The sequence below is a fragment of the Arthrobacter sp. LAPM80 genome, from assembly GCF_046736435.1.
Classification (GTDB): domain Bacteria; phylum Actinomycetota; class Actinomycetes; order Actinomycetales; family Micrococcaceae; genus Specibacter.
Genome location: NZ_JBCHVD010000018.1, coordinates 1 through 12,159, shown reverse-complemented (window position 1 = coordinate 12,159; position 12,159 = coordinate 1). Strand labels below are relative to the sequence as shown.

10 protein-coding genes are annotated in these 12,159 nt (G+C 63.7%); 4 read left to right on the top strand and 6 right to left on the bottom strand.

Going from position 1 to position 12,159, the window contains the following annotated elements; translation table 11 throughout:
• Positions 1–41: 41 nt before the first annotated feature.
• A complete protein-coding gene (locus AAGW05_RS15265; RefSeq protein ID WP_411805412.1) occupies positions 42–992 on the top strand; it encodes a DUF559 domain-containing protein in 951 nt (316 codons plus the stop codon).
• Positions 993–1,140: 148 nt separating this feature from the next.
• Here AAGW05_RS15265 and AAGW05_RS15260 read toward each other — a convergent pair whose 3' ends face one another.
• The 6 genes from AAGW05_RS15260 to glmS all read right to left on the bottom strand — a co-directional run bounded on the left by AAGW05_RS15260 (position 1,141) and on the right by glmS (position 9,643).
• Positions 1,141–2,220 carry an inositol-3-phosphate synthase gene (locus AAGW05_RS15260; RefSeq protein ID WP_411805411.1) on the bottom strand — a complete coding sequence of 360 codons (1,080 nt, stop codon included), beginning with the start codon at positions 2,218–2,220 and terminating at the stop codon, positions 1,141–1,143.
• 259 nt (positions 2,221–2,479) lie between these two features.
• On the bottom strand, positions 2,480–3,517 hold the full coding sequence (mgrA, locus tag AAGW05_RS15255; protein WP_411805410.1) for an L-glyceraldehyde 3-phosphate reductase: 1,038 nt from the start codon (positions 3,515–3,517) through the stop codon (positions 2,480–2,482).
• Positions 3,518–3,554: 37 nt separating this feature from the next.
• Positions 3,555–5,675 (bottom strand): glycogen debranching protein GlgX, encoded by a 2,121-nt coding sequence (gene glgX, locus AAGW05_RS15250; protein ID WP_411805409.1) that lies wholly within the window; start codon positions 5,673–5,675, stop codon positions 3,555–3,557.
• 52 nt (positions 5,676–5,727) lie between these two features.
• Complete coding sequence (locus tag AAGW05_RS15245) at positions 5,728–7,293, bottom strand: NAD(P)H-hydrate dehydratase (RefSeq protein ID WP_411805408.1); 1,566 nt, start codon at positions 7,291–7,293, stop codon at positions 5,728–5,730.
• A gap of 1 nt (position 7,294) precedes the next feature.
• Positions 7,295–7,642, bottom strand: coding sequence for a holo-ACP synthase (locus tag AAGW05_RS15240; RefSeq protein ID WP_411805407.1), 348 nt, complete (start codon positions 7,640–7,642; stop codon positions 7,295–7,297).
• Positions 7,643–7,732: 90 nt separating this feature from the next.
• Complete coding sequence (gene glmS / locus AAGW05_RS15235; protein WP_411805406.1) at positions 7,733–9,643, bottom strand: glutamine--fructose-6-phosphate transaminase (isomerizing); 1,911 nt, start codon at positions 9,641–9,643, stop codon at positions 7,733–7,735.
• A 142-nt stretch (positions 9,644–9,785) separates the two neighbouring features.
• On the opposite strand from glmS, the gene coaA reads away from it, so the two are divergent.
• From coaA to mscL, 3 genes are all read left to right on the top strand, one after another.
• Entirely contained in the window at positions 9,786–10,754 is a 969-nt protein-coding gene (coaA, locus tag AAGW05_RS15230) for a type I pantothenate kinase (protein WP_411805405.1), read from the top strand.
• A complete protein-coding gene (locus AAGW05_RS15225) occupies positions 10,754–11,704 on the top strand; it encodes a D-alanyl-D-alanine carboxypeptidase family protein (RefSeq protein ID WP_411805404.1) in 951 nt (316 codons plus the stop codon). The genes coaA and AAGW05_RS15225 overlap by 1 nt, the downstream gene beginning before the upstream one ends.
• A 61-nt stretch (positions 11,705–11,765) precedes the next feature.
• The coding region (gene mscL / locus AAGW05_RS15220; protein WP_411805403.1) for a large conductance mechanosensitive channel protein MscL at positions 11,766–12,159 on the top strand (394 nt) is incomplete at its 3' end.

The window sequence follows — 12,159 nt, the reverse complement described above, 5'->3', positions numbered from 1 at the left end:
AACTTCTGCGGGCGGCGCGACTTTAGGGCCACACTGATTCCATGGAGAATCGAGAGGAAGCGCCTTTTCCCGCAGTCCCCTTCACGCTGAAGGAGGCCCAGGCCATGGGCGTCACGCCGGGACGGCTGCGCAACAGGGATATTGCAGGCATCAGCAAGGGGCTTTACCGGCCGGTATCGTGGGAATTTGAGCTGCGGGATGCGGCACGGGTCTTGTGCACAGCGACGCCCGGCGCCTGGATCTCGCATTCCACGGCGGCCAGACTACATGGATTGATCCTGCCACCGTGGTTGTCAGCGTCCAATGAACTACATCTGAGCAAACCCAGAAAGCTGCCCGAGACACGGCGCAATGGCATCACCGGGCACACAGTTGTTGTTCGGGAGGGCGAAGTTGAGACGGACGGGGAGCTGCGCATCAGCACCAGGGCACGCACCTGGCTCGATCTGGCGCGCACCCTGCCCCTGCATGACCTTATCTGCGCCGGCGACCAGCTCATCCGCGTACCGCGGCCCGAATTTGAGGGCCGCGTTGCGCCGTACGCCACACTCGTATCGCTCCGCGACATGGTGGGGCACCACGGGAACCTTCAGGGCATCGTCCGCGCCAGGGCGGCACTCGGGCTCATGCGGGTGGGCTCGGACTCCGGCCCCGAAACCCTGCTGCGTCTTGCCATGCTCGACGCCGGCCTGCCGGAGCCCGATTTGCAGCTCACCTTGTGGAACCGCCCCGGCAGCCCATCGGCGGATGCCGGCTATCGACTGCGTCGCATCGCGTTGCAGTACGACGGCGCCCATCACCTCGATGAGTTGCAGCAGCAAAGCGACAGGCGTCGGGACAACGCCTTCAGGGCGGCCGGATGGACCGTCATGGTCTTCACCCAGGACGACCTGGCCGACGGCTTTGAAGGTGCAGTCCGCCGCATCAAAAGGGCACTCCGGGATGCGTGGGTCGATCCCGCCATCGCCTCCGGCTTTTCTTCGGGCAGATAGCATCAGCCACGTCAGCCCGTGCGAAACCACCTGTTAAATGTAGAACGCTCCCTCAATTGTTGAGGAAGCGTTCTGCATTCGGCAACGGAAACCAACCGAGCGTCCGCGTGAAACGAACCGAAAGTAACCGAGCGTTTAGCCGGGGAGGTTAGATGTCGCCGCGGATGAAGGCTTCAACCTTTTCGTGGGCGATATCGTCAGCGTACTGCTCCGGCGGGGACTTCATGAAGTAGCTTGAAGCCGACAGGATGGGGCCGCCGATGCCGCGGTCAAGGGCGATCTTCGCAGCACGGATGGCGTCAATGATGACACCGGCCGAGTTAGGTGAATCCCATACTTCTAGCTTGTACTCGAGGGAGACGGGGGCGTCACCGAAGTTGCGGCCTTCAAGGCGGACGAAGGCCCACTTGCGGTCATCGAGCCAGGCCACGTAATCGGACGGGCCGATGTGAACGTCGTCGGCACTCAACTCGGCTGAGGTGTTGGAGGTGACGGCCTGCGTTTTGGAGATCTTCTTGGATTCAAGGCGATCACGCTCGAGCATGTTCTTGAAGTCCATGTTGCCACCAACGTTGAGCTGGTAAGTGCGGTCAAGGGTCACGCCGCGGTCTTCGAACAACTTCGCCATGACACGGTGCGTGATGGTTGCACCGATCTGGGACTTGATGTCATCGCCCACGATCGGCACACCGGCAGCGGTGAACTTGTCGGCCCATTCCTTGGTGCCTGCGATGAAGACGGGCAGGGCGTTGACGAAGGCAACGCCTGCGTCGATGGCGCACTGGGCGTAGAACTTTGCGGCGGCTTCCGAGCCCACGGGCAGGTAGCAGACCAGGACGTCAACCTTCGCGGCCGCAAGCGTTGCAACAACGTCGACAGCCTCGGCGTCGGATTCAACGATGGTCTCGCGGTAGTACTTGCCAAGGCCGTCCAGGGTGGGGCCGCGAAGCACGGGGACGTCTAGGTTGGGAACGTCAGCCAGCTTGATGGTGTTGTTCTCACTGGCGCCAATAGCCTCGGAAAGGTCCAGGCCCACCTTCTTGCTGTCAACGTCAAAGGCAGCAACAAACTGCACGTCATTGACGTGGTACTGGCCGAACTCTACGTGCATCAGGCCCGGAACCTTGACGCTGGCGTCAGCATCGCGGTAATACTCGACGCCCTGCACCAGCGATGAGGCACAGTTGCCTACTCCGACAATGGCAACCCGGATAGGATGATTGGACACGGAACTCCTTCATAAAAAAACGTACACGGGTCCGGCCCTCACACTGCGGTGAAGGGTCGACGCACGCCTCTACACATGACGTAAAAGCACGACGCACGGCTGTTTCGACCGGACCTGACGCCCCAACGGCGCCCTAACCATAATTGCCAACACCCCCTGCCCCGAATATGTTCCCTCGTGGCAGGAATGTCTCCTTTAGTTCTACCACCGGTAGCGCGGCACAGGCACATCGCGTGCGCCTATGCCGCCGGGGTGGCTGCTACTTTTGCGCCCACCTGTTGATGTCGGATTCGACGGCGAACTCGTCGATCGCCGTCAGCTCGGCCTCCGTGAAGCCAAGGTTGTTGATGGCGGCGACGGTGTTTTCCAGTTGTGCCACGCTGGAGGCCCCGACGAGGGCCGAGGTGACGGGGGTGCCCTTGGGCTGCTCGCGCAGGATCCAGGCGATGGCCATCTGAGCCAGTGACTGGCCGCGGCCTGCGGCAATGTCGTTGAGCCCGCGGACGCGGGCCATCTTTTCCTCTGTCAGGTCATGTTCGTGCAGGAAGTGCTCCTTGGCGGCGCGGGAATCGGCCGGCACACCCTTCAGGTAGCGGTCCGTCAGCATGCCCTGGGCCAGCGGCGAGAACGCGATGGATCCGGCACCGACTGATTCGAGGGTTTCGTACAGGTTGGGGTCACCGTTTTCCGTCCAGCGGTTCAGCATGGAGTAGGAGGGCTGGTGGATGAGCAGCGGGGTGCCCATTTCCTTCAGGATCCGTGCAGCCTCAAGGGTCTGCGCCGGGGTGTAGGAGGAGATGCCTGCGTACAGCGCCTTGCCGGAGCGGACGGCGCGGTCCAAGGCCCCCACGGTTTCCTCCATGGGGGTCTCCGGATCCGGGCGGTGGCTGTAGAAGATGTCCACGTAGTCAAGGCCCATGCGCGAGAGCGACTGGTCCAGGCTGGCGAGCAGGTACTTGCGGGAGCCCCATTCGCCATACGGACCCGGCCACATGTCGTAGCCGGCCTTGGTGGAGATGACGAGCTCGTCACGGTACGGCGCGAAATCTTCCTTCAGGTGGCGGCCGAAGTTCGTCTCGGCGCTGCCGGCCAGCGGGCCGTAGTTGTTGGCAAGGTCAAAATGGTTGACGCCCAGGTCGAAGGCGCGGCGCAGGATGTCCCGCTGCACACCAAACGGCTTGTCGTCACCGAAATTGTGCCACAGGCCAAGCGAGATGGCGGGCAGTTTCAGCCCGCTACGGCCGACTCGGCGGTAGGGCATGGTTTCGTAGCGGTTTTCCGCGGCGTGAAAAGTCATACCTGCCATCTTGCCACGCAATTGTTGTGAGCTGTGTCTAATTCCGGTCCGGGGCGCGCAGCACCAGCACGGAGCCGGAGGTGACGGCCACGATCGCGCCTGCTTCGAACTCGGTGGCAGATACGCCGTCGGTGCGGATTTCAACCACCCACCGGGATGCGTACTCGTTACTTGGCAGGGTGAAGTCCACGTCGTCGCCGCCTCCGTTGAACAGCATCAGGAAGCAGTCGTCGACCACTTCCCTGCCCCGGGCGTCGCAGTCAGGAATTCCCCCGCCGTTGAGGAACACGCCAATGCTGCGGCCAAATCCGCTGTCCCAGTCAGCCGCCGTCATGGCCGCCGCGTCGGGGCGCAGCCACACGATGTCCGCCAGTGCGCCGTCTTCCCCGTGTTCCACGGGGCGCCCGTCAAAGAACCGACGACGGCGGAACACCGGGTGGGCTTCCCGCAGCCGTCCCAGCCGGGAGACAAAGTTGATGAGCCCTGTGTCGGCTCCCGCCCAGTCGATCCAGGTCAGGGGCGAGTCCTGGGCGTAGGCATTGTTGTTTCCCTTTTGGGTCCTGCCCAGTTCGTCGCCGTGGAGCATCATGGGCACGCCCTGGGACAGCAGCAAGGTGGTGAGGAAGTTCCGTTGTGCCCGGGCCCGCCGCTCAAGCACCCGGGGGTCGCCGGTGGGGCCTTCCACCCCGTAGTTCCAGGACCGGTTGTGGGATTCGCCGTCGCGGTTGTCCTCGCCGTTGGCCTCGTTGTGCTTGTCGTTGCAGCTGACAAGGTCAGCCAGGGTAAAGCCGTCGTGGGCCGTGACAAAGTTGATGGAGGCCACCGGACGGCGACCCGAGTGGCCGTAGAGGTCCGATGAGCCCGTCAGGCGCGACGCGAACTCACCCAGCGTGGACGGTTCACCTCGCCAAAAGTCCCTGACGGTGTCGCGGTACTTGCCGTTCCATTCGGTCCATTGGGGAGGGAAGTTGCCCACCTGGTAGCCGCCCGGTCCCAGGTCCCACGGCTCCGCGATGAGCTTGACCCGGGAGACAACGGGGTCCTGCTGGACCATTTCAAAGAACGAGGAGAGCTTGTCGACGTCGTAAAACTCTCGCGCGAGCGTGGCCGCCAAGTCGAAGCGAAAGCCGTCAACATGCATTTCCTGCACCCAGTACCGCAGCGAATCCATGATGAGCTGCAGCGAGTGGGGTTGGCGGACATTGAGGGAGTTCCCCGTGCCCGTGTAGTCCAGGTAGTGCTCCTTGTTGGCGTCGTCCAGCCGGTAATAGGCGTCGTTGTCGATGCCTCGGAAGGACAACGTGGGGCCCAGGTGGTTTCCCTCACCCGTGTGGTTGTACACCACGTCCAGGATCACCTCCAGGCCGTGGCTGTGCAGTTCCTTGACCATTTCCTTGAACTCACGGACCTGCTCGCAGGGGTCGCTGCTTGCCGCGTACTCGTTGTGCGGGGCAAGGAAGCCGATCGTGTTGTAGCCCCAATAATTTCTCAGTCCCTGCCCCAACAGCCGCTCGTCCTGGACAAATTGATGCACGGGCATGAGTTCCACGGCCGTGACGCCAAGTTTTTTCAGGTGGGATACGACGGCGGGGTGGGCCACCGCCGCATAGCTGCCGCGCAGGTGTTCAGGCACCGCAGAATGAAGCGCCGTCAGACCCTTGACGTGCGCCTCGTATATGACGCTCTGGTGGTACGGGATGTCCGGCTTCCTGTCGAGGTTCCCTTCCCCGTCAGACCAGTCAAAGCTGTCATCGACAACCACGCTTCTGTACGTGTAGGCTGCGGAATCGTCATCGTTGCGGACAAGCGGCTCCCCCAGTTCGTAGGCGAAGACCGGCTGTCCCCAGTTGACGACGCCGTCAATCGCCTTCGCGTATGGGTCAAGCAGCAGTTTTGCGGAGTTGAAGCGCAGCCCGTTGGCAGGGTCCCATGGCCCGGAAACCCTGTATCCGTACCGCTGCCCCTGCCCGACCCCTGGAATGTAACCGTGCCACACATAGCCGTCAACCTCGGTGAGTTGGAGGCGGGTTTCGTTCCCGGCATGGTCAAAGAGGCAGAGTTCCACTGACTGTGCGCCGTCGCTGAACAGGGCAAAGTTGGTGCCGCCGCCGTCTGGGCGGGCACCTAATGGATGATCCCTGCCAGGCCAGATTTCCATGTTTTTCCCTGCTTGATGATGGAGCCTGAAATTGCCGTGTCTGCGTCCGGGGTCAGCTGCCCTGCTCCGACAGCCGCGCCCAGACGGTGGGAATACGGGCCGCAAGCATGCCGGCGTTCAATGGTTGCCCCGGCTCCTCGTGTGCCAGTTCCCCGTGCAGTGCGGCTGCGAGCGCGGCAGTACGGGCCAGGCCCACCTGCGATGGCGTGGTTCCGCAGCCCATGGCCAGCAGCGCCACAAGGATTCCGGCCAAGGTGTCCCCGCTTCCTGCCGTCGCCAGCCGCGGCGTGCCGTTGGCCTGGAGGAAGACCGTTCCGTCGGGCGCAGCCACCACGGTGGCCGGTCCCTTGAGCAGGACAACGGCCCCGAACAAGGCAGCGGCGCGTCGGGCGGCGGCCACTGGGGAGGCCTCGATGGCCGGGCGTTCAAGCTCCACTCCCGAGCGCGCAAACTGGGCGGCAAGTTCGCCGGCGTGCGGCGTAAGGACCAGATGGGCGTTGGGGGTCTCGGCGTCCCTGACCGGTTTCACCAGCGCCAGCGCCCCGGCATCAACCACTGTGGGAATCCATGAACTGGATCCCCAAGCACGCCCGGCAACAATGGCTTCCCCGGCGCGTTGCATTTGTGCGGGATCCCCGTCGATGCCGGGCCCGACAAGCCACGCCTGGACCCTGACATCTTGTGGGGAATCCTGCGAACACACGACTTCAGGGTTGCGCAGGTGCAGCGTCTGCGCCACCTGGTCCGGCCCCAGGTACCGCACCATCCCGGGCCCGCAGGCGGACGCCGCGGCGGCGGCCAGCAATCCGGCACCCGGATATTGGGTGGACCCGGCAACAATTCCGGCCACCCCACGCGTGTATTTGTGGTCGGCTGTGGCGGGCAAGGGCAGCAACGCGGCCAAGTCGGCTGGCTCAAGGCTGAGCACGTCAGCCGTGCCAAGGAATTGACCAATGCCAAGGTCAACAAGCCTCACGGCACCGCAATACTCTCCGCCGGGGGCCGCTAGCAGCCCGGACTTGTACGCACCGAAGGTGACTGTGAGATCTGCGTGCAGCACGGGCAGGTGCACCTCACCGGTGGTTGCATCGACCCCGCTGGGCAGGTCGCAGGCAACCACCGCGGGCCGCCCGGTCCCGGAGAGTTCTTCCAACGCGGCGACAATCGAGGCGGCAGGCTCCCGCAGCCCGCCCCTGCCACCCGTGCCAAGCAGTCCGTCAACAACGACGTCGGACGCGCCGGCTTCCGCTGCCATCCGCTCCAGCGCACCGGCCCCACGGCCGGCGTCGTCCCCCAGCGCGACGCACCGTCCCCCGGCCTTCTCAAAAGCGGCGAGGGCATCGGGGTGGGTTCGATCGCCGGTGAGCAGCGCCGTCGTGGCCGCACCCCGGCAAGATAACCACGCGCCGGCATACAAGGCGTCGCCGCCATTGTTGCCGGAGCTAACAAGCAGTGTCACTTTTGCCCCGTACAGGCCCCGTCCGCGGGACCGCACGGCGAAGACCACTCCCATCGCGAGCCCGTATGCGGCTGTGCGCATGAGGTCGCCGCCGAGACCGGAATCCAGCAGGGGCTGTTCTGCGGCGCGGACAGCGGCGGCGGAGTGGGCGCTGATCATGTCAGCTTTCGGCTATCACCATGGCCGTGGCGACGCCGGCGTCGTGGCTCATGGACAGGTGCCAGTGCTTGATGCCCTTCGCCTTGGCCACAGCCGCAACGGTGCCCTTTACATTGATGGTGGGCCCGTGCTCGTCAAGGCCGATCCAGCAGTCCTGCCAGTTCATGCCGGCCGGGGCTCCGAGGGCCTTCGCCACGGATTCCTTGGCCGCGAAGCGGGCGGCCAGCGATTGTGTGTTCAGGCCGCGTTCGGCAGGAACGAAGAGCCTGTCACGCAGGCCAGGAGTCCGCTCCAGTTGGCGCCCGAACCGCTCAATGTCAACAACGTCCACACCAATCCCAATAATCATGCCCCCAGCCTATCCCCCAGCGGCTCCCACGACTGAGAACCCCTGCAAAAAAGCCGCCGTTTGCGGTTTAGTGCAAGAACCGGGCAGGAGCTACTCGACGGTGACCGACTTGGCCAGGTTGCGCGGCTGGTCGACGTCGAACCCCTTCGCGGTGGCCAGTGCCAAGGCAAAGATCTGCAGGGGAACAGTTGTCAGCAGTGGCGCAAGGAGCGTGCTGGTTTCCGGGATGTAGAAAACGTGTTCCGCGTGCTCCCGCACGGACTCGTCGCCCTCTTCTGCAATCACGATCGTCATCGCCCCGCGGGCTCTGACTTCCTGGATGTTGGAAACAACCTTGGCGTGCAGGGAATCCCGGCCACGCGGGGAGGGAACAACCACAATGACAGCCTGGCCCTCTTCAATCAGGGCGATGGGCCCGTGCTTGAGTTCGCCTGCGGCAAAGCCTTCGGCGTGGATGTAGGCCAGTTCCTTGAGCTTTAAGGCCCCTTCCATGGCCACCGGGTAGCCTACGTGGCGGCCCAGGAACAGCACGGTGCGGGTATCGGCCATGCTCCTGGCCAGGTCTTTGATCTGGTCGGCGTTGGCGAGTACGCTGGCAATCTTCGCCGGCACCTTCGCCAGTTCGGCGAGAATGTCCTTGATCTGTCCCTGGAACAAGTTTCCGCGCAGCTGTGCCAAATAAAGGCCCAGGAGGTAGGCGGCAGTAATCTGCGCCAGGAACGCTTTGGTGGAGGCCACGGCAATCTCGGGCCCGGCGTGGGTGTACAGCACGGCATCGGACTCACGCGGAATGGTGGAGCCATTGGTGTTGCAGATGGCGACCGTCTTAGCACCCTGTTCGCGGGCGTAGCGAACGGCCATCAGGGTGTCCATGGTCTCACCCGACTGGGAGAGGGAGACAATGAGCGTGCGCTCATCAACAATGGGGTCCCTGTATCTGAACTCGTGGGACAGCTCCACCTCGGTGGGGATCCTGCACCAGTGCTCAATGGCGTACCTGGCAACCTGGCCCGCATAGGCGGAGGTGCCACACGCAAGGACAATGATCCGGTTGATTGTTTTTAGCACGGACGGGTCAACACGAAGCTCATCGAGGGTGAGGTTGCCTTCACCGTCGGTGCGGCCCAGCAGGGTCTGGGCCACGGCGTCGGGCTGGTCGTTGATTTCCTTTTCCATGAAGGACGGGTAGCCGTCCTTCTTTGCGGCGGCCGCATCCCAGTCCACCCTGTATTCGCGGCCTTCGGCGGGAACGCCGTTGAAGTCTGTGATCTCCACGTTCTCGGCGCTGATGGTCACGACCTGGTCCTGGCCAAGCTCCACGGCCCGGCGCGTGTAGTCGATAAAGCCCGAGACGTCGGAGCCAAGGAAGTTTTCGCCGTCGCCCAGGCCAACAACCAGGGGAGAGTTGCGGCGCGCGGCGACAATAACGCCCGGCTCGTCGGCATGAAGGGCAACGAGGGTGAAAGCGCCTTCCAACTGCCGTGCCACTGCCGCCATGGCCCGGGAGAGTCGGCCAGTGGAGGGCACACCGGGTTCAGCGAGAACAAGCTCGCGGTAAGTATCCCCGAGCAGGGTCGCTGCCACTTCGGTGTCCGTCTGGGAAACAAAGCTGTGCCCCCGCTTGAGCAGGGTGGCCTTGAGAACTGAATAGTTTTCAATGATGCCGTTGTGGACCACCGACAACGCGCCGCCGTCAACGACGTGCGGGTGGGCGTTTTCGTCGGTGGGGCCGCCATGCGTTGCCCAGCGCGTGTGCCCGATGCCACTTGACGCCGCTGGCAGCGGGTTCTGCTCCAGCTCTTCAAGGAGCTTGGCAAGCTTGCCGCTCTTCTTGCGCATTTCAATGCCGTTGGCACCCGCAACCGCAATGCCGGCCGAGTCGTAGCCCCGGTACTCCAGCCGCCGAAGTCCCTCAACGATCACCTCGAGGGCGCGATGATTGGCTGACAAACTTGTTCCTTGAGCCGGGGCGGTACCGGCGTATCCCACAATTCCACACATGAAAAACAATCATAAACCCCAGATCATTTGCAGGACGTTCTACGTCTTCGCGCGTCAGTGCGGACGAAAAAATGTCATCCACTCGCTTCCTGTGACACCGCTGCGTTTCCCACCCAACGGCAAACAAGGCAGACTTGAGCCTGTGACAGCGCAAAGAACCGAGCCCGGCAGCAGCGTCAGCGCCTCCCCCTTCGTGGAGTTGGACCGTCAGACGTGGTCGCGCCTGGCCAACAAAATTGAGCAACCCCTCAACGAAGAGGACGTCCAGCGCCTGCGAGGCCTAGGTGACCAGCTCAACATGCGTGAAATCCATGACGTGTACCTGCCGCTCTCGCGCCTCCTGAACCTGTACGTCGGTGCCGCCGGGCACCTGCACAGCGCAACCACAACTTTTTTGGGCGAGAGGGGCTCCCGAACCCCCTTCGTCATCGGCGTCGCAGGCTCTGTCGCCGTGGGCAAGTCCACCACCGCACGTGTGCTGCGCGAGATGCTGCGCCGCTGGCCGGACACCCCCAATGTTGAGCTTGTCACCACCGACGGCTTCCTCTATCCCAACGCCGAGCTTGAACGCCGCGGACTCATGGGCCGCAAGGGATTCCCCGAGTCCTACGACCGCCGGGCCCTCCTAAGATTTGTCAGTGCCGTCAAGAGCGGCGCCGAGGAAGTCCGCGCCCCCATGTACGACCACCTCACCTATGACATCGTCCCCGGTAAAGAGGTCGTTGTCCGCCGCCCCGAGGTCCTCATTGTCGAGGGACTGAACGTGCTGGCCGCGGCACGCCCGCGCAGCGACGGCCGCTCCGGCCTGGCCGTCAGCGACTTCTTCGACTTCTCCATCTACGTCGACGCCAAGACCAGCCATATCGAGCAGTGGTACATCGAGCGGTTTCGGTCACTGCGCAGCAGTTCCTTCGCCGACCCCGACTCATATTTCCGCCGCTATGCAGGCCTGTCAGACGTCGAGGCCACGGCCACCGCCGCCCACATCTGGAAGAGCATCAACGAGCCCAACCTGCTCCAAAACGTCTTGCCCACGCGCGGCCGCGCCCAGCTGGTGCTCACCAAGGATGCCGACCATTCCATCCGGCGCATGCTGCTAAGGAAGGTCTAGTGCCCGTTGTTGGCTTCCACCAGTCCAGGCGGCCGCGCCAGACCCCGGCCGACCGCCTGAAGCGCGAACTCACCTGGCCCCGCCCGGGCGGCATTGCCGTCTCCCTGGCAGGCGCGGCGCTGGTTTTCTGCGGGGCGGTGTCCCTCTCCCCCGCCAGCGGCGCGGCTTCCTCCCCCGCTGCCGTTTCCTCCCAGGCAAGTACGACGGCGGTCCCCGGCCTTGCGCCCGCCCCGATCGCCACGTCGACCACCGCGCCGCAGACCACGGCACCACTGGTGGCGGGCGCGGCCGCCGCGTCACCGATCCAGCTACTGTTCGCCCCGCTCGCCGCCGCGGAGGCTCTCGTGCTTGACGTCACGGCCCCCAACAGCCCGCTGGTACTTGTCAACAAGCGCCATCCGCTCACCCCGGCCAACTACGCGCCGAGCGATCTGGTTACCCCGAACGTGCTCTCCGGCTCCACCGAACCGGCACTCCTGCGCGCCGAGGCAGGTGCAGCGGCCGAACGCATGTTTGCTGCCGCCGCCGCACGGGGCGTGCACATCACGGTCAAGAGCGGCTACCGCTCGTACGACACCCAGGCGTCCGTGTACAACGGTTATGTGGCCGGCAAGGGTGTCGACGCCGCGGACTCCACCTCGGCCCGTCCCGGATTCTCCGAACACCAGACCGGGCTGGCCCTGGACATTGGCGACGCCGGCGCAGACACGGCCTGCGATTTCACCACCTGTTTTGCGGGCACGGCGGCCGCGCAGTGGGTGGACACGCACGGGGCAGAATATGGCTTCGTTGTCAGGTATATTCCCGGCGAAGAGGACGTGACAGGCTATGTGGCCGAACCGTGGCACCTGCGCTACCTCGGTGTTGCCGTGGCACAGGACATGCAGCTCCGCGGCATTCACAGCTACGAGGGCTATTTAGGGCTACCGCCTGCCCCTAGTTACAAATAGGGCTACACAAAATATTCCCTGAAACCCTCCCGGACCTCCGGGAGTACGGTAGCTTGGTGGCATGATAAAGGGATTCAGAGATTTCATTATGAAAGGCAACGTCGTAGACCTTGCCGTCGCCGTGGTTATAGGTGCTGCCTTTGGAGCGGTTGTTAACTCCTTGGTGACGAACATCCTGATGCCACTCATCGCTGCCATAGTTGGTTCACCCAACTTCGATGGCTTCGCATTGCTCACCATCAATGGCGTGGACATCAAGTTCGGTGTGTTCCTGACCGTCTTGGTCAACTTCGTCATCGTTGCTGCAGCCATTTACTTCATGGTGGTGGTTCCGATGAACCACATCATTGCCCGTCGCGATGCCAAACTGGGCATCCCGGCAGGCGAGCCTGTGGTTGATCCGCAGATTGAATTGCTGACCGAAATCCGTGACGCGCTCAAGGCCCGCCCCACCG